Here is a 22,835-nt window from a genome sequence, read left to right as displayed (position 1 = left end):
GTCCGGGGACACACCTCAGGCGATATTGCAGCGGTGCGCGCGTTCGCTCAGGCTTTTGCCGTTGACGCTTCGCGCGCGAGCCGTTCGGCTCGCAGCCGCTCCTTGTTGGCGTAAAACGCCTTCTGCGCCTCTTCGTGATCGCGCATGGCCTTTTCGGCCTCGATCCGGCGTGCCGCATCGCGCGCCTGGCGCTGTTCGGGGGTCAGGGGTTTGCGTCGAAAGGAAAGGTCTTCAGTCATGGCTAGACAACGCAGACGCGGCGAAACAGTTCCACGAACTGAACCAGGCCGTTACAGCCGGTTAAATCTCGAAATATCAGATAATTAGCTCAATAATCGCCGGCCCGGCCTAGCGCTGCGCCTCCGGCAATTTTACACCGACAAGTGGACATTGCGGCGTGGGCGGGATCGCGCTTCGAACCGGCGGATCCGGATAGTATTGGGTGTTTTGCTGAACCTCGCGCGCCAGCTCCGTGCCGCCGAGCAGGGTGATCAGCATCAGCGCCTCGTCCAGGCCTGCCGAAATACCGGCTCCGGTCAGGCGATTGCGATCCAGCACGAAACGCGGATGACCGTCGGCAATCTTCACGTTCGGGAAGTAGGTCGGGAAGCATTGCAGAAAGGCCCAATGCGTCGTGGCCCAGTAGCCGTCGAGAAGACCGGACGCGGCGAACAGCATGGCTCCCTCGCAGACCGAGCACATGTACTTCGCTCCGGCAGCCTGCCTGGTCAAAAAGTGGAAATAGTTCCGGAGTGGATCGTTGATGATCTCGGTGAGCGCAGCAGGGTCTCCGCCCGGAATCCAGACGGCATCGTATTGGGCACTGTCCGCGAAGGATTTTGCGACCTCGAACGGAAAACCCCGGTTGCGAAAACGTTTCAATCCGGGCTTTGCGGCAACGAGCTCGACATCGAAATTGGCCCAGTCGAACATTTCGAAGGGGCCGGCGACGTCGAGCATGTCGACGCCGTCGTAAACCGGGATTCCGATCTTCATCGCCCGCCCCCTCCCCGCGCTGGCCGCGCTCAATGTTTGTGACCCGCGGCGGGCGCCGATGCCGGTGTGGCCGTCGGCCTGGCGTGACGCATGCCGGCCATCCCGAGCCCGCCGCCCGGCGCGTTGAGATCGGGGACGATGGCGATGTTGGCCATCATGCCCGCGTCCTCGTGGTCGAGGATGTGGCAATGCAGGACGTACTCGCCGATGTAACGGTCGTACCGCGTCCTGACCCGGATCTGATAGTTGTTCTCGACGATGACCGTGTCGCGGAATGTGTGCCACATGCCGCAATACTGGTTCGCCAGTTGCTGCTTGTCGGCGTACACGATGTCCGGTTTGCAGGTGCCGTCGGCATTGTAGATCGAGATCTGCTGACCATTGGCGTTGGTGGTGACGACGTCGATCACCTGGAACGGATTGACGTGGATATGGAAGATATGCGGCTCACCTTGCGCGCTGAGCAGCCAATCGTCCGTGGTGTTGACCTCACGCGTGAAGTTCACCACGTCGGGATCGTATGATTTGTTGTTGACCGTGAAGGCCGGGAAATTGATCGCGAAGGCAGCCTGCTGCTCCTGGCTGCCGGCCGCCGGCGGCGCGAGATTTTCAAACGGTGCCCACGGCCGCAGATCGCCGTCACGCAGTCCGGTGCGGACCGCATCCGGCAGCGACGGATTGGCATCGTACAGCGCCTTGCCGACATAGGCCTGCAAATCGCCGGTCACGGGCTGGCCTCCGCGCACATGGATGTAAGCCAGCAATTGCGGTGTCGACGGCCCCTGCCCGCCGCCGCCGTTGGAGACGCGCTCGGCCCGCGGTGCGGCCTGGTTGAGCAGGCAGTAGTCGCCGTCCGAGGGAAAGACGACGAGGACGTCGCTGCGATAGCCGGGCTGCATGTAGTTCGATTCCAGCACGCCGCCGACTTGCGAGGCGTGGATCGTGCGGACTTTCGTGCGGGTCAGACCATCATTCGCAATCTCGAATTGCGGAATCAGCGTGGAGGGCGAGGCGTTGCAGGCCGCCAGAAGATCGGCCTTCTGCTGTTGGCGATTGCCGCTCAGCGCCGAGGTCGCGATCAGATTCGTCGCGCCGACCGGGGTCGCGCGCACGAGCTGAATGTTGACCGTGTCGTGGATGCCGGCATGCACGAAGCGCCAGCGCTGAATCTCACCGGACGGTACGGTGAGCGTCGGCTGCACGATGCCATTGACGCTGGTGAAGCGACCGTTGGTGTCCCAGATCGTGGAGGAGTCCAGTTGCAGGCCGAAATTCTCGACGACGCCCGGACTGACCGGATTGCCGTTGCTCGGCAGCGGGCACGTCCACGGCGCGTTCGCGATGTTGTTGGGACTGTTGGCGTTGTACAGCCCCTGCGTGGTGTAGATCTGCTGCCACGGGCCGCCCTGCTGGTTTGGCTGGTTCTGGAAGCAGGCGTAAGCGATCTGCTGGAACAGGAAGAGCTGCTCCTTCAGCGGCGTGCCGTTGTCGTCATGCAGCACCGTGTCGATATCGGCGAGGGGCTTGGGATTCTGCGGTGTTGGCGGCGTATAGGGCCGCTCGCCCTTCACGACGAGCACGCCGGAGGCGCCACTCGCCACCTGCACGGCCGTCGAGCCGTGGCGATGCGCGTGGTACCAGAACGTGCCGGCCGGATGGTCGTTCGGGATGTTGATCTCGTAGGGAAACTTCGTCTGCGGCGCGATGTTGAGCAGCACGTTGTCGCTGTTGCCCGCCGGCGAAACATGCAGGCCGTGGGTGTGCAGATTGGTCGTGTTGAAGCATCCGACCAAAGCCGGCAGGCCAAGACCCGCTGGCGGATTGGGCAGGCAGCTCGGATCGTCCTTCGAAAGCTGGTTGATCAGGTCGACGCGCAAGGTGTCGCCCGGCTTGACGAAGATCGCTGGCCCCGACTTGCAGCCGCCATAGGAGCGCAGCTCGACCGGATCGAGACCGCCCGGTTGCGGATCTGTCGGGTCGGGGTTGTTGATGAAGAAGCGTCCGCGCACGAAGTTCAGCACGACGGAGACGATCGAGCCGCTGCGCGAGATCGACCCTTGCGGCCGGCAGCCGCCGACGGCTGGGGCCACTGCGGCCTCCAGACGCACCACATCGCCCTGTCCGGGCAGCGTCGGCGGCGGTTCGAAAGCACGGGGGGCCGGCGCCGCAAATGTCGAAACGCTCGGTCCGAGCGCGGCGACGACAAGACCAATTCGCGCAAAGCTCTTCATCATGGTGTCCGCCCTATTGTCCGGAGAGACTGCTCAAAGAATTGCTCGACGACATGTCGGCGCGCCGGCGTTGCCAGAACGGCCGCCCGTCCCATCGCGAAACGCTGCCGTAATGCTCGCTCAGAGTCGTCGCGTAGACCGCCGCCTCGCGCGCGACCCAGGAATCATAGCGGTCGAGCGCTGTGGTATCTCCGCGCGCAAGACAGTCGCTGGCGGCATAGGCGGCAAACACGCCCGAGCGCATCGCCTTGACGACGCCATGGCCGGAAATCGGATCGAACGCGCTTGCGGCATCACCGGCGCAGAGAAAACGGAAGCCTGTCGCATTTGCGGCGGTTCGGCTGCCGGCGGGGAGCAGGCGCGGCTGCTCGAATTGAACCACCTTGCTCGCCACCGCCGCGACGAATTGCGTCTTCGCCAGCGCGGCGCGCCAACCGTCCGGCGTGCTCAGCCTGAGGCCGCGGGCAAGATCGGAATCCGTCATGCAGGCAAAGGCGCGCCGGCCCTCGCCCAGCGCCAGCGTGTACCACCAGCCATCCTCAAAAGCCTCGACAAGCAGTTCCGGGGCAGACGGTCCTGACGTTACAGCCTCCGCATAGGCCGCGATCAGGCGGTCCTGCACTTTCGCGCGCGAGCCCCGGCGGTCGGCGAGCGCGCGGGCGCGGCCCGTGGCATCGATAACCAGCCGGGCCGAATGGCTGTTGCCGTCGTCACAAGCGACCGACCAGCCGTCTTCCTCGCGTTCGATCTGAGAGACTTTTGCATCGACGCGCGCCGCGGCACGGCAGGCTTCCATCGCGATGCAGCCGTCGAACGCCGGACGATCGACGCGCCATGACGGCCCGCGCGCCTCGAGCAGCAATTCGCTCGAGGTCAGGCCAGCCTCGTCCCACGCGGTGAGCGTCCGATGCGACGGCGAAAACCCCTGCGCCACGAAAGCGGGCCACAAGCCGAGCTGGCGCAGCACCGGCTGGACCAGCGGCGACAACACCTCGCCTCTTCCCTGGCCTCGTCCTTGACCTTCTTCCTGCGCGCGCCCGCGCCGTTGGTCCGGCGCGATCACGGCCACCCGAAGCTCCGGTGCGCACATCGCAAGCGCGCGGACTGCGGCAGCGCCCGCAGGTCCTGCGCCTGCAACGATGATGTCGAACGCGGCCAAGGTCAGTCGGCCCGGACGGCGTAGAACGACGCCACCACGCCGGCCGGCGCCACCGTGCCGGGTGAGCCGCCGCTGTGCGGGATGGTGCGGATCACCGAGCCGACGATGGCCGGGCGCTCGTCGACGCCATTGGGCCAGGCCGGGACCAGCGAGCCCCAATAATCGTAGATCCACTCCTCGCCGCCGACGACGCCGGTGCCCTGGAAGCGCACCTGCATCGGCGAGCCGTAGGCGCGCGATCCCTTCAGGGCGAGCGACCAGCCCGGGCCGCCGATCGTGCCGACCAGGAGCTGCATCGGCGCGGTCACGATCTCGATCGTGCCACGGCCGAATTCGAGATTGTTGAAGGCCGTGTTGACGTCGGGATCGTTGAGCAGGCTGCGATACGTCCAGTTTCCGACGAATGGATTGTCGCTCATGATGCCTCGCTTTTGGGATCGGCGGTTCGCTCGACGCTGATGTACTTGTAGGTGAGGTCGTCGGCCGACTTGGCGCCCGGCTGATAGGGATTGCGCACGATGAAACCGAGCCGCGCCCACTCGGTGACCATCTTGAGGTCGCCGACCGGTGTCTGCGGGACACCGCGGCTCCAGGTGGTCCAGACGTAATTGGGGCTTCCGTTCGAGACCGAGGCGATCTCGAACGACTGCAACGGCCGATGCGCCGGCCACCACAGGGTGGTCCAGGTCTTCTCGTCACGGCGCAACCGCTCGTCATTGTCGCTGCCGGGATAGAGGTTGTTCCAGTCGGCGTAGGTGATGTTGATCGGCTGCGTCGTGCACTCGTTGAAATCGGACTGCCAGGGCAATCCCATGTACTTGGTGAGATCGCCCGGCTGGAGGCCGGTCTCGAAATCGTTGTCCTGGCTGAGCGGCGACTCCACGCTGAAGGTCGGGTCGGCGATCACGCTGCCTCCAGACTGATTGGCCTGGGCGGCGCTCTGGAGGAAATCCGAGACGCTGCGATCGGCGTTGATGCGATACGGTGCCCAGTAGATCGACGGATTGCGCATCACCCAGCCGAGCTCGCCGCCGGGACAGAACGCGCCGCCCAGCACGTTGCTGAGCACGCCGCGGTCAAGCTCGCGACCGGTCTTCGGCGGCGTCTTCGGATATGGCTCGAACGGCGAATAGCCCTTCGGCAGCCAGCCCTCCTCCTTCTCGTTGATGAACCAGCCGCGCGCCCATTGGCCGAGGATGAAGAGCTGGTACTCGGTGAGATGCAGGAATTTCGACGGCGTCTCGTTGGTCAGCGGATTGTCGCCGCACAAGAGCGGCATCAGCGGCAGCGAATGGACGCGCGACGACGCGCGGTCCTGCACCTGGAACGCGTTCGCCTCCCCGGCGCGACGCAACAGATCGAACAGGAAGCGGCGCATCGGCCCGTAGGGATCGTCGGCCTTGGCGTGGTGCGCCGGACCTGCGACCGCCGCGACCGCCATGACCGCCTCGCCCTGGCTCGCATCGCGCAGCGGCGCATCCGATGGTGTTTCGGTCTCGGTCGGCCGCGTCGCGCGCCGCGGTGTCTGCGAGAGCTTGCTGGGATCGAACGTGCCGCGCTGCGCCTGGTCGTGCGGATAGTTCGACTGCTGAAGGATGTCGTTCAGATAGCGAAACTCGTCCGGCCGGAACAGGATCGGCCAGATGTCGCGATAGAACCATGGCCGGTAATTGCGATTCCATGCGAGGCGCCCGGCCTGCCAGTGGCGCAGCGCCGCCTCGTCACGAAACGGGATCGCTTGCGGATCGTCATAGGTGCCGAGGATGCCGTAGATGCCGGTGTCGGTGGCGAACTGGCGCACATAGAGATCGTACAGCACCTCGTCCATCGTGATCATGTCGAGGATCTGAGGCGCGAAGCGCGGATAGCCGACCACCACCCAGGCCGGAAACTCGACGTCGACGTAGCGGGTCTGGCCGACCTGTTTCGAATACATGATCAGCCGCGCCATCACCGGGCCGTCGGAGATGTCGTCATACCAGCCGTCGGTGTTGGCGTAGTCCTCGATCTTGGGACCAAAGCTGCCGCTGACGTCCATGCCCGAATTGCCGTGGCCGCCGAGCACGATCAGACGGCCCTTGTTGTCGGTCATCATCTCGCCGAGCGTATCGATGTCGAACGGCTGGAGCCCCTTCGGCGGAAAGGTGGTGGCATAGCTGCCGGGGCCGCCGGAGCGGTCGAAATGAGCACGCCGGTTGGTGGTCGCATTCACGCTGCGCGGGCCCGGATCGATGATCAGGAGATCGCGGTCCTGGCCGGTGATGTCGGCATTGCGGCGCGCGCTGCCCTGGGCGTAGCCATGCTCGCCCTTGAGCTCGGTGAAGGGATACCAGGAGGCCTTCTTGTTGGCGACATAGACGCGCCACTGGATGTCGACCAGCACGCCGTGATTGCCGCCGCCCTCGACGTCATCGCCGAGCGCCAGCGGCCTGCCTTCGGGAGACTCATCGTCATAGACGAAGATCTGGAAGCGCGCGGCCTGGCGCTTGATGCGGCCATGCGCATCCTTGAACGTCTTGACCGGAACCGGCGTGACGCCATCCGGGCCGTGCAGGGGATTGCCGAAACCGTCGCAGGCGAGCGGCAGCGCGGCGGGCGTTTCCGGTGCAAGGTAGAATTCGGTGTCGCTGTTGCCCAGGCGCGCGATGCCGATGCCCGGATGGATTCGATACGTCGCCATGACTTCCCCGCCACCTTCCAGATCCAGGAATTTGCTCAATCCAGGAAATTGATCGACACGCCCTCGAGCTTCAGAAGCTCCCTCTCCTCCTGGTAATCGCCGCCGATCACCACCAGCGTGATCTGCAAGGGGCCCTTCTTCTTGAGCGCCTGCCTCGCCGCCTCGGTGACGTCGATCCGGTGGTTGCGCGGCGTGTTGTGGCTGCGTCCGCGCTGGTCGAAGCGCCGCGGCTGCGGCGGCGGGATATCGCAATGACCGGGACCGCCGTAGCAGGCGCCGTGCCCGAAGATCGAGATGTAGCCGGCGTAATGCGGGTTGCCCTTGATCGGCGTCGAGGCGTCGGCGCCGGGCTCGTTCAGGAAGGCGCGCACGAAGCAGGAGCGCATCAATTGCGGCACCTGGTGCAGGCGGATCTCCGCGCGCTTGAAGCTGCGCGCCGCCGTCGGCACGGTGATCGGCTGCGACACGAAGCGGCTGACCGGTGCTTCGAGGCCGACCGGCATGAAATGCGAGCTGCGGACGTATTCGTAGCCGAACGGCGCGATGTCGAGCGTGTCGCGGATGGTGTAGTTCCACGGCGACAGCACGGAATCCAGATCGGCCGGCAACGCGTTCGGATTGAGCTTCTGCCACTCCCACCAGATGCGATCGATGTTGACGTGGATCGGCCAGAACACCGGATCGTAGGACGCGGTCAGATTGCTGAACATGTCGCCGAGATCGGGCTGGGAATACAGATCCGAGCGGGCATGGAAGCGACGGCCGCCGACCTGCGCGGCGCTGTTGCGGCGCGTCGTCAGCGACCGCAGGCGTTCGGTCTCGGCGCCCGGCTGCGGCGTCGTTCCCGTCGCGGTCGGCCCGCCCTTGCAGACATAGGCTGCCTGCCCCGCATCCGGATTCTGGCCGCCGGTCCAGATGTGCATGGTGTTGTGCGGGTTCTGGTCGAGGAAGCCGAACGCCGCGTCGTAGATGCTGCCGCCGCCGAAATCGCGGAAATTGTTCAGGCTCAGGATCTGGGCGATGTCGTCGGCCGAGGGGTAATGATAGTGGATGACCTGGTTGATCGTGCCACCGCCGGCATATTCGGCGGGATAGCGCAGCGGATACCAGAGCGAGTTCGACATCAGCAGCGCATCGATGAAGCGCTGGCGGTTCGGGTTGCCGGGATCGGGCGTCACGGCCGAGTAGCCGATCGTCCCGATCAGGTAACAGAAGAAACTGTGCTGCGAGGTAAAATAGACGCGGTCGCTCGCGAGCGCGAGGATCGCCTTCTTCTGCGCCGCGGTCGGTGCGGGGTCGAGCGCCGCCACCAGCGTCTCGGCCGCCTCCCCGGTGAGGAACGCCTTCATCGAGGTCGGGATGATGCGGCCGTTCTGCGGCTCGTCCGGCCGATACTCCGGCATGGTGAAGTCCCAGTACGGCAGCATCAGGCCGGGCTCGAAGTCCTGGAGGTTCTGCTCGAACTCGTAGAGATAGGCGCGGTGCCAGGGCAGGAAGCGCTCCCAGCCGTGCTGACAATGATTCTGGTGGACCAGCGCCTGGTTGTTGTAGCTGCGCCGGTCCTCGGGCCAGCGATTGAGCGCATAGAGCTGGCGAAAGCCGCTGCGCAGGCGATCGAGCTGCGGCTCGCTCATGCAGTCGATGTTCATGCGCCGCCTGGGCTCGCCGACGCCCGCGGCCGGCGAATAGCCGTCGGCGGCTTCCGCGAATTCGGCAATCTCGCTGATCTTCACCGTCACTGGCCTCGCCGGCTTGCCGGGCGCAAGCTCGACCGCAACGCTGGTCGCATCGTCGGGGCAGCCGGCGTCGATCCAGTCGACGATGCGATCGATATCCCCGGGCGCGACGGCGTGGCCGCCCCACGGCAGCGCCGGGAACCGGCCGCCGTCGAACGGCGCGTCGCCGCGCAAGCCCTTGATCAATCCGGATGCGTCACTGCGCGCATGCGGCGGGATGCAGCAGGCATGGCCCTCCGGCACCGGCGCAACCATCTTGATGCCGAAGATCTCGGCCGCCTCCAGCGCCGCCGCGCCGTTGTCCCAAAACCGGCCTGCGCCACCATAGTCAGCGGTGCTGTCGCCGGCGGCTTCATCCAGGATCGCCTTCACACGCGCATAAGCGACGGTCAGTGCTTCGGTGTCCATTCCAGCCCCCGGGGCATGCCAGACGAAGAAGGCGGCCGGAGACTAATCACAACTTTTGGGTGATGTCACGAAAACACGCACCTTCACGCCGCGGCGGCCGGCGAATATTTTTGCGAGGTAGCGTGATCTATTTCATACAACCGAGATGGATGGAGAGACTCCGGGCTGAGCTCGCGAATGAGCTCGTCTTTGACCGGTTCGGTCGGATTCGTTCCGCGGGCCGCCTGCCCCGCCATGATTTTGGAAAACAACCCCATGCACAGTAGCCGATGCGCCTGAAATCAACGGCTTGGGCGTCCCGCCCCGCGAAGCCGTTTGACACGTCGGGCAAAACAGTGGCATAATGCTATTATTCCGAAATTGGTCGCCACGCCGTCCCTTGCCCGCAGGGCCCGCGGACTCCACGATCAACCGGGATGACATCGCCATGCTGATCGTCGTCACCCCCAACTCACGCTCGTCTGCGTTGCTGCCGCGATCGGCGCGGTGCTATGCTCGTCGCAGAACCGGGAGTTGCTTGATGCTCAAAATCGCCGTCGCCGTCATGCTTGCCCTGATCGCCGCCCCCGCGTTGGCGCAGGACCATGTTCAACAGTATGGCGAACAGCCCAAGGAGAAGACGGAGTCGCAAAAGGCGGACGACGCTCGGGCTGAGCGCGCCTATCAACGCTCCCTCAGCAATGTTCCGGACCAGAAGCCGGTCGATCCGTGGGGAGCTGCCCGCGGCGATGATGCGTTGAAGAAGTCGGCCGCGCCGGCCAAGCCGGCTGTGAAGCACTCGTCCAAGGCCAAGAGCGGCAGCACCGCCAATTAGCAAAGCTGCGTGAACCGGCGCGATCGCTTCGTCTGCACCACGACGCGCAGTAGCTCACGCCCGTTCCGAGGCGCCCTGCTCCGCCGCGTTCAGCTCCCCTTGGGCGTAGTACCTGACCGCCCCTCACCAAGGCCGGGATTGATGGAAAGCGACGCGCCGGCGGCGCCGCCGGCTTCATAGGCCGTCATCGACACCATCCGGCTGGTGCTGCGCTGGGTCCGGATCTTCAGGTCGAGCTTGTCGAACTCCGCATCGACCACCGAAGTCTTGAGGACAACCAGCCCGCGGCCGGTGCTTTCGTTGACCTGATCGCGACCGGCCTTGATCGCCATCAGCCTGTCCGCGATCGACGCCACCATCCCGAGCGCGAAGGAGGCATTGGCCAGATGCCGCTCCTGGTGCCGGAACCTGCCGTAGTCGACCGAGGTCTTGAAGCGGCCAAGCTCAGTGCGCACGGCGCCGTCGATCAATTCGGCCAGATAATGCGCGACCTCGACATCCGCGCCGAGGCCGAAGAACACATAGCTGTTTTCGCCGGCTGCGCTCTTCTCGCGCCAGACCCGGCAATCGCAGAAATGCGCGATCGCGCCGATGCAGTCGTCCAGCGGAATGCGCTTCTTGCGATGGGTCTCAAACACCCTCCTCTCGCACGCCGAGGCGCGCAGCTCGACGTCGGAAAGCGACAGATCGTGGCGATCCAGCAGCTCGGCGACCTTGGCGGCGGCCGACAGCGCCTCGTCCTCGGTGCAGCCATTGGCGATCGTCTTGGCGCGCAACGCCTGAATGCGGAGCTTCAGCTTGTCGAGCGCGGCTGGATTGGACGTTTGATTCACCGATGACCTGCCGGGGGAATGCCCGACCGACGGACCCCGGACGGATCGCGCTGGCGGAAGGGGTGGGATTCGAACCCACGGTACCCTTGCGGGCACGCCGGTTTTCAAGACCGGTGCCTTAAACCACTCGGCCACCCTTCCGAACTAGTAATTTCAATCGCTTAGCGCAGACCCGTTTCGAACGCAACGCGAACCTGGGGACAATTTGGGGCCCAAGCTCCCGCACATGCTGAGCGAAGGTCTAGAGTAGGGGGCCGGGGGCGCGCTCCAGATGATCTCAGTGGCAGAACTTGCGGATGGTATCGCGGCACTATGGTCGGTCGTCCCAACTCCATTAATAGCGGTTGCCGGCGGTGCGGCAGGAACGCTGTTCGGTGCGTGGTTGACCTCGCGCGCACAGCACCGGCGCGAGATCGTTGATCAGTTGCGCGCACTGCGATCCCTGCATGCGATGAGCCTTGTAGTCGCCAACCAATGTCTCGCGGCCAAACGGCAACAGATAGCGCCGATGCTGGCTACTTACACTCAGGCCAAAAAGGACTTTGAGCTGTACCTCGCCGGACCGCGCGCTGTCCCCTTCCCTATTCAATTCGAATTTCATGATCTCCCACAAGTCAACGCCCCGTTGGCCGCTGTCGAAAAGTTAGCCTTCGAGAAATGTGACCTTGGGCCGAAGGGCCTCTCAGCTACGGCTGAACTTCGTTCCGCAACAGAATCTTTGAACAGAATAATCATCGCGCGGAACGAGCTTCTGAGTGAACTCCGTGCGTCAAAAATGTCGGACCGGGATGTACTGTTTCGCTTTTTCGGGCTGCGTAATCCGGATACGCGAACTATCGACGAACGCTATCCCTCGATGGTCGAGGCCCTCGGTCTTACGGCGAACGATGGGATATTCTTCGCTCGTCAGTTAGGTCAGGAATGCGTGAGACACGCCAATGCTCGCGCGAAGCGATTCCGGTGGAAGTATTCGGGGTTGCCGTACAAGCGTTTGGAAGATGCGGACTGGTCAAGGGCGATCAAGGAAGGTTTGATTCCGCCCGATGCCGATTACATCAGTTGGTCGCGAGGTTTCCGGGAGGAAGTGCCGACCGTTTGGTGGCGAATGAAAAAGCGGTCACCGGCTGCTAAAGCCGAGCCATGAGCCTGCGCCGATTGGCGCAAGCTCAAAGCGCTGCGATCGCTGCGATCAATCCTGCGATCGAGGGCGCAACGCACTGCTCCGGCACTGCCGAGCCAGATTCGCTTTCAGGAACGCCTTGTCGTCGCTAGTCGGAACCTCGAACGACACCTCAGCGCAGTCGCAGGCGCGCTGATCTCCGCATCCAGCACGAGGTCGTCGCGTGCGCCGAGCAGCCAAAGCTCGTCTGCCTCGATCCGCAGCAACGTCCGCGACCACCAGCGCTCGATCATCGCCGCCAGAATTGCGGCCTCGTCGGGATCGAGATCGTCGATCAGATTCCAGAGTCCGACCACATAAAGGTCCGTTGTCGGGCGACCAAGCACGCGCTGGACGGCATGGAAGAGGTTCATGCCATCGCGCTGCTCGGGGTAGACCCTCAGGTAGAGCCGCCCCCGGTTCACATTCCCGGAGAACAGCCCACGGACCTCGACGCTGATGGGTCCGAGCCCGGCCAGCGCCACGTGACGGCCTGGTTCGATGGCCGGCGGCTCCGAGCCGAGGCCGCCGCAGATGGTTGCGTGCAGACGCTCCCGCCGTCTGTCCAGCACCTGCCAGGCGATCTTGCGAGCAAACGGCGCCCTCCGCAGTTCCGTATCGAGCGCCTGATAGGCCGGCGAGGCTTCGAGTGCATCAGCCGACACGGGCAGCACCACGGAGTAAGTCGTTGGGTGGCGTCCCATGTCGTAAGCGGTGCCTTCCTTCGCTGCGATCACGCGAGTATCGTGAGGGGCGACCAAAGGCAGATGCGCCAAACGGTAGACATCGTCGAGCATCATGCCTTGACCGGGGGCAACATGCGTCCGGCTGCGTTCGTAGGCGAGTGCGTCGTCAGTGCAAAATATATCCGCCATGCTTCCTCTCGCGATCCCGACCATGCCGAGACGCATCCAGCTTTGTCATGAGACGCTTCTCATCGAAAGCGCGTCCCGCGCAACGGGAATCGATTGCGCAACGTCTCGTGATCCGGCGGTCTGTCAGGCGAGCGCCAGCCTGTTCGGCTAGCCTGTCGTCCTCAGCACTCCCGGATACTGGCGGCATCTCCCAGGGCGTTCGCTGGTGACGAGGCCCGGTTTGGGTTCACCTCCAATTCCGGGCCTCGTGAGGGGTGTCAAAGGTGAAACCTTCGCTGGCAGCCCGCCTGCGGTGCAAAAAATGAAGTTGGACTTGGATTTCGTAACGAAACGACACCGGTCGGATCCTGAAAAGCCCCAAAAATTCTTCTATTTTTTGGAGTTTCCGCCGGGATTGTCGCACAACGGTAGCTTGTAAAGCAGCCACAATTCACCTATGATTGAGGCATTGCTGCTGAATGGTTTTCCTAAACGGTGCGCGTCTTTTGAAGTCCCTTGTGAAATGGGCGCTTGCGGTTGTCGGAAGCTGCATGGCGCTTTTGTATTTGAATCTTCTTGGGGGCGCAGCTCTAGTATTCAGTGGCCTGATTGCCTCAGCATTGGCCTTCTGCGTGTACATAGCGTTTAAGCCGGAAACTCCTCGTGTGGACGCTCGTCACAACGCAGCCGACCCGGTCGACGGAGGGGGGCCGTTAAAGGCAGCTTATGATGAAGAACCCCGATCTCATCGATCCGAGTTGGCCCTTCAGGCCGACAACGGAGAGCGAGATGCATTTGACCACGGGGCCCGTCCACTTCGTAGCCCCACAGCTATTGGCCGGGGAGACTTGGCAGGCGAGAACCTGAGTGTGGAGGCGGTTTCTGAGGAGCTTGAGCGTCTGCTTCGTCAATCCGTTGCAAGCAAATCAACGGATGCCGACCTTAGCTCGCCAGAAATGAGCGGGGGCAGTGCTGATCGGGCATCTGCTAGCGAGAATGAAAATACTGTCGGCTATGCTTGGATCGGCGTATTCGCCATTTTGGGGGTCGTAGCATTTGCAGCATTGGGAAGCTTAGGTCCCCGAACTGAGCCGCAGAAGAGTTCGGTGATTGAGACGCGGACAGGGCCAGGGGGATCGACTTCACCCACGGCAGCGGGGCCTCCCCTAAAAGACTACGAATACAGTGTTTCGGCGCGAGCCGGCGTCACGACAGTCTGCAGCGACGACTTCTCGGAATGTCGCGGCGGCACCAGAGTTCACAACGTCGAACTAAGCGCGCACATAACTCTTTATCGCAACGGTACGGCCGTTGTCGAAAGTAGCACGCTATTCGAAAGGCCAGGATCTGTGCCCGGAGAGATCGTCTGCCCCTCCGATAAGTGTGTCCAGCTTCGAACGGAAAAGGCCGTCGACCTCGTTCTCTTCGGGGACACCATTTTTCACATCGACCATTATGGACCGTCTTGCTCTTTAATCTGGCGCTTTAAGCTTTTCGGCGCTTCAGAGACGCGGGTTCCGCTCAGATGTTTGAGGGTTTAATGCGAAAGGCCGTCATCGCAGTCGGATTGCTATTTGTATCGGCGCCCGCAAGCGCTGACCGCTGCATAGAATACTCTAGTAAATCCTGGGTGCGAGAAAGTGAGAAAATAAGGCTGTATCCAACGCTTCGTGAGTGTCAGAGAGAAAAGCGGGTTTTCTTCTGCTCGAACCTGATAACAAATTCTGCGAACCCAGCAATGGGCGGGCCGGCGGGCTGTATCCCCTACGAAGATGCGCTGGCTATTGCAAAACGAAAGGATCGGCTCGAAGACGAGGGGCAGTCGAGCGAAATAGCGCGTCCTTCACGACAGCAGCCGGCGCAAAACGCGCCCCCACGTGCCAGCGCCCCAACCTCTCAAAAATGGGAGCATCATCCCAACTGTAGGAACGGCGCTTGCTATAGGATAGATCCAGACGCGTTTGAGTTTGGCTCACGCGAGCATGCCGAAGCAGTTTGTAGCGCGATCGACGAAAAGAGCGGTGAATCCGCTTTCGCGACGACTTATGGACCTAATTCTGAGTTCTGCATCACAAACGTACAGGCGGCATTCGCGCAAGACCCGGAAAAAAAGTTTGCAGAGGCCCAATCAGCCGCTGCGGCCATCAAACAGGCTGCACAGAATTCCAAGCCCCCGAGCGCTGGGGTTTGCCCCCAAGGCTGGGAGAGCCTGATCAGCTGTAAAACAGTTCCCGTCGCCAATGGCGCATTCAACCATATTTATTGCACGAACAATTCGAACTACCTCATTGATGTATACGAATGCAAACGTGGGACTTCAGATTGCGTCTGGGAATCTGCTCCACCCGGTGAACATCGAATCAACGGCGCGACGTATCGAGAGACGACCGGGGAGAAGCGCTGTTCCGCTCGTTAGACCTTCTCCCACCGGAACGATTGTGCGCCGTTTTGATCTGCCCCGACTCGGGCGTCCCGCTTTCCTAGCGTAATGCAGCGCTTTGTGGAGACGGGGAAAACGGCGCCCCGTCAGGAGCGCCGCCTGGAATGTGTCGTTGCCGCGCTAGCTCAGTAGCCGCAGGACGCGCAGCCCGTCTGCACCGGGGCGTAGTAGGAATAGCCGGGCGAGACCATCTCGACGCGCTGGCGCGTGGCGTATTGCGGCGGGATGCGCTGGTACTGGACGCTCGGCGGGGCGACCATCACGGTCTGCGGCACCATCACGGTGCGGTACTGCGCGGGCGTGCGGTGCGCGACGGTCGCGCCCGGCGACACCATCACGGTCTCGTCGACGGTACGGTATTGCGGCTGCACGTATTGCTGCTGGTAGCAGGTCTGGCACGGCGGCGGGGTGTAGCAATTGTAGCAGCCGGCGGACGCAGCTGATGTCATCGAGATCGCAGCGACGGCCGTGGACAAAACAACAGCAAGAGTACGAGACATTATGTGGTGCCCCAGTTGCCAGAAATGGATTTGCGAAGGTCGCAGCAAGTATACGCCGCAAAATCCAACCCCGCTGAAGTTCATGGGGACGTCCTTAATGCGAACGGCCGGCTTTCGCCGGCCGTTCAGCACTTGTTGACCATGCGCGGAATCGCGCCCCGACGAAGCGAGCCGCGACCTGCCCCGTAGCCATCCTTCGAGACGCCCGCCTTTGGCGGGCCCTCAGGATGAGGTCACAGTTCGCGGCGAGACGCAGGCGCGCCTACTTCGCGCGACGCTTCACCTCGCGCACCGCGCCGCGCGCGGCGCTGGTGGTGAGCGCGGCGTAAGCCTGCAGCGCGGTCGAGACGTTGCGCTTGCGGCCCACCGCCTGCCAGGCGGTGTCGCCCTTCGCCTCTTCCGCGGCGCGGCGGCTGGCGAGCTCCTCGTCGGAGACTTCCAGCGTGATGCTGCGGTTCGGGATGTCGATGGCGATGATATCGCCGGTGCGCACGAGACCGATGTTGCCGCCTTCGGCGGCTTCCGGCGACAGATGGCCGATCGACAGGCCGGACGAGCCGCCGGAGAAGCGTCCGTCGGTGACGAGCGCGCAGGCTTTGCCGAGGCCCATCGATTTCAGATAGCTGGTCGGATACAGCATCTCCTGCATGCCGGGGCCGCCGCGCGGGCCTTCATAGATGATGACCACGACCTCGCCCGCAACGACCTTGCCGCCGAGGATGCCTTCCACCGCCGCGTCCTGGCTTTCGAACACGCGCGCGGGGCCGGAGAACTTCAGGATCGAGGCGTCGACGCCGGCGGTCTTCACGATGCAGCCGTCCTGCGCGAGATTGCCGTAGAGCACGGCAAGGCCGCCGTCCTTGCTGAAGGCGTGCTCGAGATTGCGCACGACGCCCTTCTCGCGATCGGTATCGAGCTCGTCGTAGCGGCGCTCCTGGCTGAAGGCGACCTGGGTCGGGATGCCGCCGGGCGAGGCCCGGAAGAAGGTGCGGACGGACTCGCTCTTCGAACGCTTGATGTCCCAGCGCTCCAGCGCGTCGTTCATGGTCGGCGCGTGCACGGTCGAGACCGAGGTGTCGATCAGGCCGGCGCGGTCGAGCTCGCCCAGGATGCCCATGATGCCGCCGGCGCGATGCACGTCCTCGACATGCACGTCGGCGACCGACGGCGCGACCTTGCAGAGCACGGGCACGCGGCGCGACAGCCGGTCGATGTCCTGCATGCTGAACTTCACTTCGCCCTCATGGGCGGCGGCGAGCAGATGCAGCACGGTGTTGGTGGAGCCGCCCATGGCGATGTCCAGCGTCATCGCGTTCTCGAACGCCGTGAAATTCGCGATGTTGCGCGGCAGCACCGAGGCGTCGTCCTGCTCGTAATAGCGGCGCACGATATCGACGATGGTGTGGCCGGCCTCGACGAACAGGCGCTTGCGGTCGGCGTGGGTGGCGACCACCGTGCCGTTGCCGGGCAGCGCGAGGCCAAGCGCCTCGGTCAGGCAGTTCATGGAGTTGGCGGTGAACATGCCCGAGCAGGAGCCGCAGGTCGGACACGCCGAGCGCTCGATCACCTTGACGTCCTCGTCGCTGACCTTGGAGTCGGCCGCGGCCACCATGGCGTCGATGAGGTCGACCGCCTTGGTCTTGCCCTGGAGCTTGACCTTGCCGGCCTCCATCGGGCCGCCCGAGACGAACACGGCGGGGATGTTGAGCCGCAGCGCGGCCATCAGCATGCCGGGCGTGATCTTGTCGCAATTGGAGATGCAGACCATGCCGTCGGCGCAATGCGCGTTGACCATGTACTCGACGCTGTCGGCGATCAATTCGCGCGACGGCAGGCTGTAGAGCATGCCGTCATGGCCCATGGCGATGCCGTCATCGACCGCGATGGTGTTGAACTCTTTCGCCACGCCGCCGGCCTGCTCGATCTCGCGGGCGACGAGCTGGCCGAGGTCCTTCAGATGGACATGGCCGGGCACGAACTGGGTGAAGGAGTTGACCACCGCGATGATCGGCTTGCCGAAATCGCCGTCCTTCATGCCCGTCGCGCGCCAGAGGCCGCGGGCGCCCGCCATGTTGCGGCCGTGGGTGGTGGTGCGGGAGCGATAGGCTGGCATGGCGGTTTCCGTCCTCGGTTGGGCAGCCGGGCGGGAAAATATGGAAGCCGCCTCAGGCCTTTGTGGCCGGATAGCGCACGGACTGGGCCGGCGCAACGGGAACTTGGGCCGGACAGGGCTCCCCTGCTCCCGGCGCGGGCTCTTCGTAGCCCGTCGTAGCCCGGATGGAGCGAAGCGCAATCCGGGATTCGCGCCGCGGATAAAGCGGCCCCGGATTTCGCTTCGCTCCATCCGGGCTACGGAAGCGCACTTTGCCGTTATTGCAGGGTCGGATCGAGCCGGTCGCGCAGCCAGTCGCCGATCACGGAGACCGCCAGGGTGGTCACGACGATGGTCGCCGCCGGCGCCAGCATGATCCAGGGTGCGCGGGTCAGGTATTCGCGACCATAGCCGACCATGTTGCCGAGGCTGGTCATCGGCGGCTGCACGCCGAGGCCGAGGAAGGACAGGCCCGATTCCATCAGGATCACCTCGGGGAAAACAAGCGTGGTCGAGACGATCAGGGTCGAGGCGATGTTGGGCAGGATGTGCCGAAGGTAAATCCGTGGCGGCGTCGCCCCCAATTGGCGGACGGCGGCCGCATAGCCTTGCGCGTTGGCCGAGATGGCAAGGCCCCGGGCGATGCGGGCGTAGCGCTCCCAGCCGAAAAATCCCATCAGGCCGATCAGCAAGGGCAGAGAATTGCCGAAGAAGGCGAGCACCGCGAGCGCCATGATCAGGAAGGGCATGCTGGCCTGGAAGTCGGACAGCATCAGCACGAATTGCTCGACCACCCCGCGAAAATGCGCGGCGAGAAAGCCGAGCGTGGTGCCGACGATCGCCGAGATCGCCGTGGCGCCGAAGGCGATCAGCAGCGAGATGCGGATCGAGACGAGCAGGCGCGACAGCACGTCACGGCCGAGCTCGTCGGTGCCGAGCCAGTGCGCGACATTGCCGGGCGCCGAGAGCCGGTTGCGCAGGTCGAGCTGGGTATAGCCATAGGGCGCGATCTTCTCGGCGAGCGCGGCGATCACCAGCATCGCGACGATCCAGGCGACGGCGAGCGCCACCGAGACCGGGATTGTGGGAAGGCTGACGCGGCGGCGGACAGTCGTGTCTTTCAATGTCGCGTCGGTCATGCGTGCGCTCCCTTGGCGCGCAGGCGCGGATCAAGGAAGCCGTAGAGAAAGTCGACGATCAGGTTCGACGTCACCATGGTCAGCGCCACCAGCAGCAGGATGCATTGCACGACGGCGAGGTCGCGATTGGCAACCGCAACGACGAGAAGCCGCCCTACCCCCGGCCACGAGAACACGCTCTCGACCACGACCGCGCCCGCGATCAGCGTTCCCACCATGAAGCCGAGAATGGTGACGGTCGGGATCGCCGCATTCGGCAGCGCATGCGAGGTCACCACCTTGCGCCACGGCACGCCCTTGGCGGAGGCGGTGCGGATATAAGGCTGGCCCAGCACCTCCAGCATCGCGCTGCGGGTGAAGCGCGCCAGCACCGCGGCGCCGCCGAGGCTCAGCGTCGCGATCGGCAGGATGGCGTGACGCCAGCTGTCCTGCCCGCCCGAGGGCAGCCAGCCGAGCTGCACGGCGAAGACGAGAACGAGGATCAGCGCCAGCACGAAGCTCGGGACGGTGAACCCGGCCACGGCCGTCATCATGACGACACGGTCGATTCCCGAGCCGCGATGCAGCGCGGCGTAGATGCCGGCGGGAACGCCGAGCGCGACCTTGAAGACAAAGGCCGGCAGCGTCAGCGCCAATGTTGCGGGGATCCGCTCCAGCACGAGCTGGATCGCGGGCCTGCCGTCGCGCATGGAGCGGCCGAGCTCGCCCTTGGCGATGGCGTGAAAGTAATCGAGATACTGGAACCAGATGGGATCATCGAGGCCCCAGGCTTTGCGGAAGGCCGCGATGACCTCCGGCGGCGCCTCCGGTCCCAGGATCATCAGCGCGGGATCGCCGGACAGGCGCAGCACGACGAAGGCGAAGGTGACGACGAGCACGATCGTCAGGGCGGCGCGTCCGATCCGAATGGCGAAATAACGCCCCATCACGCCGCGTCCTGCGTCGCGAGCTGCGGGCCCGTCACGAGATGGCACGCGACCTGCCTGTCACCGCCGACGGCCGAGAGAACCGGCACCTCGCTCGCACACCGCGCGATCGCGCGCGCGCAACGCGGATGGAAGGCGCAGCCTTGGGGGCGCGCAGCCGGGTTCGGCGGATCGCCTGCGAGCACGATGCGGCCGGCGCTGCGGCGGCCCGGCGCCGGCGAGGCCGACACCAGCGCCTGCGTATACGGATGCTCTGGACGCGCAAACAGATCGTCGGCACTCCCGATCTCGACGATGCGGCCGAGATACATCACCGCGACGATATTGCTGATCTGCCTGACGACGCGCAGATCGTGGCTGATGAACAGCAGCGTCAGCCCAAGTTGCGCCTGGAGATCGCACAGCAGATTCACCACCTGGGCCTGAATCGAGACGTCGAGTGCGCTGACCGGCTCGTCGCAGACGAGAAATTCCGGCTTCGTGGCGAGCGCGCGCGCCAGCACGATGCGCTGGCGTTGTCCACCCGAGAGCGCGCCCGGATAGCGCACACCATGCGCCGGCGTCAGCTCGACCGCGCGCAGCAATTCGCGGACGCGCTCCTCGCGCCCGACGGGCGTGCCGAGACCGTGAATGTCCAGCGGCTCACGGATTTGAGTGGCGACCGGCAAGCGCCGGTCCAGCGCGCCAAGCGGGTCCTGGAAGATCATCTGCATCCGCGCGCGCTGCGCACGCCAGGCGGCCGTCCCGGGCGCGGCCATCGGCTTGCCGTCGAACCGCACCTCGCCGCGATCGGGCGACTCGAGGCCGAGCACGATCCGCCCCGTGGTGGATTTGCCCGAACCGGACTCGCCGACGAGGCCGAGCGTTTCGCCTTTGCGGATCGACAGCGAGACGCCGTCGACCGCATGGACGGCCGTGCTACGACCGAACATTCCGGAGCGCATAGCGTAGCTGCGCGAGATCGCGGACACCTCGACGAGCGGCGCGCTCATTCGGCCGCGATCCCGAGCAGCGCGCGGCGCGAAGCCTCGGCGCGGATGCAGGCCACGGCGCGGTCGTTTGCGATCGGCGCGAGGGTTGGGGCCGCAAGGCCGCACGGCTCGGCTGCCAGCACGCAACGCGGCGCGAAGGCGCATCCATCAGGCATGTGCGCAGGATCGGGCACCGTTCCGGGAATGGCGGTCAGCCGCCGGCGCGGCCCGTCGAGCGGCGGCAGCGCACCAATCAGGCCTTGCGCATAGGGGTGGACAGGGTCGGCGAAGAGCTGGTTGCTGGGCGCCTGCTCGACGATGCGGCCGGCATACATCACGGCGACGCGGTCGCAGTTTTCGGCGACCACGCCGAGATCGTGGCTGATCAGCACCATCGCCATGCCCATCTCGCGGCGGATGGTCGAGAGCAGCTCCAGAATCTGCGCCTGGATGGTGGCGTCGAGCGCGGTGGTCGGCTCGTCCGCGATCAGCACGTCAGGGTTTCCGGCGAGCGCCATCGCGATCATGATGCGCTGGACCTGGCCGCCGGAGAATTCATGCGGATAGGCGGACAGCCGCCGCGCCGCATCGGGAATGCCGACAATATCCAGCAGCCGCCGCGCTTCCGCCTTCACCGCCTCGCCGGAGAGATCGCGATGCAAGGCCAAGGCCTCGCAAAGCTGCTTGCGGATGGTCAGCACCGGATTGAGCGCGCTCGCCGGATCCTGGAAGATCATGGCGACCCGCCCGCCCCTGATCCGGTCGAGTTCGGCCGCAGGCGCGCCGAGGAGCTCGCACCCGTCGAGCCGCACCGAGCCCGCGACCTTGGCATGCCGCGGCAACAGGCCGAGCGCGGCAAGCCACGTCACCGACTTGCCGGAGCCGGACTCGCCGACGAGGCCGAGGGCCTCGCCCTTGCCGAGGGCGAGATCGACGCCACGCAGCACCGGCACGCCGCCAAAGGCGACGCTCAGGCCTTCAATGCTGACCAGCGGTGCCACCTCAGACCTCGAAATTGCCGGCGCGGAAATCCATCGCGAAGGCCGGCGAGGCCTTCCACTTGATGGATTTCGGCTTGGCCGTGAAGGTCGCGTTCTGGTGCAGCACCGTGTAGGCGGGGTCCTCGCGCTCGGCGATCTCCAGCATGCGGTGGAATGCCTTCTTGCGGGCGGCGCGGTCGGTCGAGGTCTCCAGGAATTCGGAGAGCTTGTTCAGCTCCACGTTGGTCCATTCGCCGATCTGCTGCTGCTGGCCGTTCGGGCCGTGCTGGGCGACCAACGACGAGACCGGATCGTTGAAGGCGGCCGAGTTCGACCAGTCGCGCACCGCGCGCGTCGGCGCACGTTCCATGATCTGCGACCAGTTCTCCTTGGTCTCGATCTGGACGTTGAGGCCGACCGACTTCCACATCTCGACCAGCACCTGCGCGGTCGCGACCTGGTTGGTGTAGTAGTTGTTGAGCAGACGGTACGGGATCGGATCGCCCTTGTAATTGGCCTGCTTCAGCAGATCCTGCGCGAGCTTGGGATCGTAGGCCGGGACGCTCCAGTCGGCGTTGAACATGTCGCCGTAGAACTCCCACTGCAGGCCCTTCGGCACGCGGGTGCGGCCGGCCCACAGGCTGTCGACGATGGCCTGGCGGTCGATCGCATGGGTGAAGGCGCGGCGCACCAGCGGATTGGCGAGCACGGCGTGGTTCTTGTCGAACACGGTCAGGCGGTGATTGAGGATGGTGCCGCCCTGCACCTCGAACGCGGAGTTCTTCTCGATGCCGGCGATCTGGTCCGGCGGAATGTCGCAGGCGAACTGGTATTCGCCCGAGAGCAGCCCGTTGATGCGGCTCGCGACCTCCGGCACTTCGAGGAAGCGGATGCGCTTGAGTGGCGGACGGCCGCCC

At 64.6% G+C, this 22,835-nt stretch carries 19 protein-coding genes and 1 tRNA gene; 3 read left to right on the top strand and 17 right to left on the bottom strand.

From position 1 onward, the window contains the following. Positions 1-47: 47 nt before the first annotated feature. From PMI42_RS07280 to PMI42_RS07250, 7 genes are all read right to left on the bottom strand, one after another. On the bottom strand, positions 48-239 hold the full coding sequence (locus PMI42_RS07280; protein ID WP_035964785.1) for a hypothetical protein: 192 nt from the start codon (positions 237-239) through the stop codon (positions 48-50). A gap of 109 nt (positions 240-348) precedes the next feature. Continuing rightward, a complete protein-coding gene (locus PMI42_RS07275; protein ID WP_008132122.1) occupies positions 349-996 on the bottom strand; it encodes a DJ-1/PfpI family protein in 648 nt (215 codons plus the stop codon). 29 nt (positions 997-1,025) lie between these two features. Continuing rightward, positions 1,026-3,230 (bottom strand): multicopper oxidase family protein, encoded by a 2,205-nt coding sequence (locus tag PMI42_RS07270; protein ID WP_008132120.1) that lies wholly within the window; start codon positions 3,228-3,230, stop codon positions 1,026-1,028. A 10-nt stretch (positions 3,231-3,240) separates the two neighbouring features. After that, a complete protein-coding gene (locus PMI42_RS39990) occupies positions 3,241-4,386 on the bottom strand; it encodes an NAD(P)/FAD-dependent oxidoreductase (protein WP_283805795.1) in 1,146 nt (381 codons plus the stop codon). Between the two features lie 2 nt (positions 4,387-4,388). Then, complete coding sequence (locus tag PMI42_RS39985) at positions 4,389-4,805, bottom strand: hypothetical protein (protein ID WP_008132114.1); 417 nt, start codon at positions 4,803-4,805, stop codon at positions 4,389-4,391. Further along, positions 4,802-7,066 (bottom strand): LodA/GoxA family CTQ-dependent oxidase, encoded by a 2,265-nt coding sequence (locus PMI42_RS07255; protein WP_008132112.1) that lies wholly within the window; start codon positions 7,064-7,066, stop codon positions 4,802-4,804. Before PMI42_RS07255 ends, PMI42_RS39985 begins: the two co-directional genes overlap by 4 nt. A 35-nt stretch (positions 7,067-7,101) precedes the next feature. After that, the gene (locus PMI42_RS07250; RefSeq protein ID WP_008132110.1) at positions 7,102-9,210 is read right to left on the bottom strand and encodes a tyrosinase family protein; all 2,109 of its coding nucleotides are present in this window, start codon (positions 9,208-9,210) and stop codon (positions 7,102-7,104) included. A 520-nt stretch (positions 9,211-9,730) separates the two neighbouring features. Between PMI42_RS07250 and PMI42_RS07245 the strand changes: the two genes are divergently transcribed. Continuing rightward, entirely contained in the window at positions 9,731-10,024 is a 294-nt protein-coding gene (locus PMI42_RS07245; protein WP_008132108.1) for a hypothetical protein, read from the top strand. A gap of 89 nt (positions 10,025-10,113) precedes the next feature. Here PMI42_RS07245 and PMI42_RS07240 read toward each other — a convergent pair whose 3' ends face one another. After that, complete coding sequence (locus PMI42_RS07240) at positions 10,114-10,857, bottom strand: DUF7168 domain-containing protein (protein ID WP_008132106.1); 744 nt, start codon at positions 10,855-10,857, stop codon at positions 10,114-10,116. 51 nt (positions 10,858-10,908) lie between these two features. Next, a tRNA-Ser gene (locus PMI42_RS07235) sits at positions 10,909-10,998 on the bottom strand. Positions 10,999-11,128: 130 nt separating this feature from the next. Between PMI42_RS07235 and PMI42_RS07230 the strand changes: the two genes are divergently transcribed. Further along, on the top strand, positions 11,129-12,001 hold the full coding sequence (locus PMI42_RS07230; RefSeq protein ID WP_008132103.1) for a hypothetical protein: 873 nt from the start codon (positions 11,129-11,131) through the stop codon (positions 11,999-12,001). A gap of 104 nt (positions 12,002-12,105) precedes the next feature. Here PMI42_RS07230 and PMI42_RS07225 read toward each other — a convergent pair whose 3' ends face one another. Then, a complete protein-coding gene (locus PMI42_RS07225; protein ID WP_157195722.1) occupies positions 12,106-12,927 on the bottom strand; it encodes a hypothetical protein in 822 nt (273 codons plus the stop codon). 1,483 nt (positions 12,928-14,410) lie between these two features. Between PMI42_RS07225 and PMI42_RS38980 the strand changes: the two genes are divergently transcribed. Further along, the gene (locus tag PMI42_RS38980) at positions 14,411-15,286 is read left to right on the top strand and encodes a hypothetical protein (protein WP_008132096.1); all 876 of its coding nucleotides are present in this window, start codon (positions 14,411-14,413) and stop codon (positions 15,284-15,286) included. Between the two features lie 149 nt (positions 15,287-15,435). Here PMI42_RS38980 and PMI42_RS07215 read toward each other — a convergent pair whose 3' ends face one another. The 7 genes from PMI42_RS07215 to PMI42_RS07185 all read right to left on the bottom strand — a co-directional run. Beyond that, positions 15,436-15,759 carry a hypothetical protein gene (locus PMI42_RS07215; RefSeq protein WP_008132093.1) on the bottom strand — a complete coding sequence of 108 codons (324 nt, stop codon included), beginning with the start codon at positions 15,757-15,759 and terminating at the stop codon, positions 15,436-15,438. A 313-nt stretch (positions 15,760-16,072) separates the two neighbouring features. Beyond that, positions 16,073-17,923 carry a dihydroxy-acid dehydratase gene (ilvD, locus tag PMI42_RS07210; protein ID WP_008132092.1) on the bottom strand — a complete coding sequence of 617 codons (1,851 nt, stop codon included), beginning with the start codon at positions 17,921-17,923 and terminating at the stop codon, positions 16,073-16,075. A gap of 257 nt (positions 17,924-18,180) precedes the next feature. Continuing rightward, a complete protein-coding gene (locus PMI42_RS07205) occupies positions 18,181-19,041 on the bottom strand; it encodes an ABC transporter permease (protein ID WP_008132089.1) in 861 nt (286 codons plus the stop codon). Continuing rightward, positions 19,038-19,967, bottom strand: coding sequence for an ABC transporter permease (locus tag PMI42_RS07200; RefSeq protein WP_008132087.1), 930 nt, complete (start codon positions 19,965-19,967; stop codon positions 19,038-19,040). Before PMI42_RS07200 ends, PMI42_RS07205 begins: the two co-directional genes overlap by 4 nt. Next, positions 19,967-20,959: an ABC transporter ATP-binding protein gene (locus PMI42_RS07195; protein WP_008132084.1), complete on the bottom strand. Its 993-nt coding sequence runs from the start codon at positions 20,957-20,959 to the stop codon at positions 19,967-19,969. Before PMI42_RS07195 ends, PMI42_RS07200 begins: the two co-directional genes overlap by 1 nt. Beyond that, positions 20,956-21,939 carry an ABC transporter ATP-binding protein gene (locus PMI42_RS07190; RefSeq protein WP_008132083.1) on the bottom strand — a complete coding sequence of 328 codons (984 nt, stop codon included), beginning with the start codon at positions 21,937-21,939 and terminating at the stop codon, positions 20,956-20,958. The genes PMI42_RS07195 and PMI42_RS07190 overlap by 4 nt, the downstream gene beginning before the upstream one ends. A gap of 1 nt (position 21,940) precedes the next feature. Next, the coding region (locus PMI42_RS07185; RefSeq protein ID WP_008132080.1) for an ABC transporter substrate-binding protein at positions 21,941-22,835 on the bottom strand (895 nt) is incomplete at its 5' end.

The organism is Bradyrhizobium sp. YR681 (assembly GCF_000282615.1).
In the GTDB taxonomy this organism is placed as follows: Bacteria; Pseudomonadota; Alphaproteobacteria; order Rhizobiales; family Xanthobacteraceae; genus Bradyrhizobium.
Note: the sequence above shows the minus strand (reverse complement) of the source record. Positions and strands in the feature narration are given on the sequence as shown.

Coding starts and splice junctions, on each gene's coding strand:
- PMI42_RS07230 (WP_008132103.1), top strand. CDS start 11,129: ATGATCTCAGTGGCAGAACTTGCGGATGGTATCGCGGCACTATGGTCG.
- ilvD (WP_008132092.1), bottom strand. CDS start 17,923: ATGCCAGCCTATCGCTCCCGCACCACCACCCACGGCCGCAACATGGCG.
- PMI42_RS07200 (WP_008132087.1), bottom strand. CDS start 19,967: ATGGGGCGTTATTTCGCCATTCGGATCGGACGCGCCGCCCTGACGATC.
- PMI42_RS07250 (WP_008132110.1), bottom strand. CDS start 9,210: ATGGACACCGAAGCACTGACCGTCGCTTATGCGCGTGTGAAGGCGATC.
- PMI42_RS38980 (WP_008132096.1), top strand. CDS start 14,411: ATGCGAAAGGCCGTCATCGCAGTCGGATTGCTATTTGTATCGGCGCCC.
- PMI42_RS07195 (WP_008132084.1), bottom strand. CDS start 20,959: ATGAGCGCGCCGCTCGTCGAGGTGTCCGCGATCTCGCGCAGCTACGCT.
- PMI42_RS07275 (WP_008132122.1), bottom strand. CDS start 996: ATGAAGATCGGAATCCCGGTTTACGACGGCGTCGACATGCTCGACGTC.
- PMI42_RS07255 (WP_008132112.1), bottom strand. CDS start 7,066: ATGGCGACGTATCGAATCCATCCGGGCATCGGCATCGCGCGCCTGGGC.
- PMI42_RS07245 (WP_008132108.1), top strand. CDS start 9,731: ATGCTCAAAATCGCCGTCGCCGTCATGCTTGCCCTGATCGCCGCCCCC.
- PMI42_RS39985 (WP_008132114.1), bottom strand. CDS start 4,805: ATGAGCGACAATCCATTCGTCGGAAACTGGACGTATCGCAGCCTGCTC.
- PMI42_RS07215 (WP_008132093.1), bottom strand. CDS start 15,759: ATGACATCAGCTGCGTCCGCCGGCTGCTACAATTGCTACACCCCGCCG.
- PMI42_RS07225 (WP_157195722.1), bottom strand. CDS start 12,927: ATGCGTCTCGGCATGGTCGGGATCGCGAGAGGAAGCATGGCGGATATA.
- PMI42_RS07280 (WP_035964785.1), bottom strand. CDS start 239: ATGACTGAAGACCTTTCCTTTCGACGCAAACCCCTGACCCCCGAACAG.
- PMI42_RS07270 (WP_008132120.1), bottom strand. CDS start 3,230: ATGATGAAGAGCTTTGCGCGAATTGGTCTTGTCGTCGCCGCGCTCGGA.
- PMI42_RS07205 (WP_008132089.1), bottom strand. CDS start 19,041: ATGACCGACGCGACATTGAAAGACACGACTGTCCGCCGCCGCGTCAGC.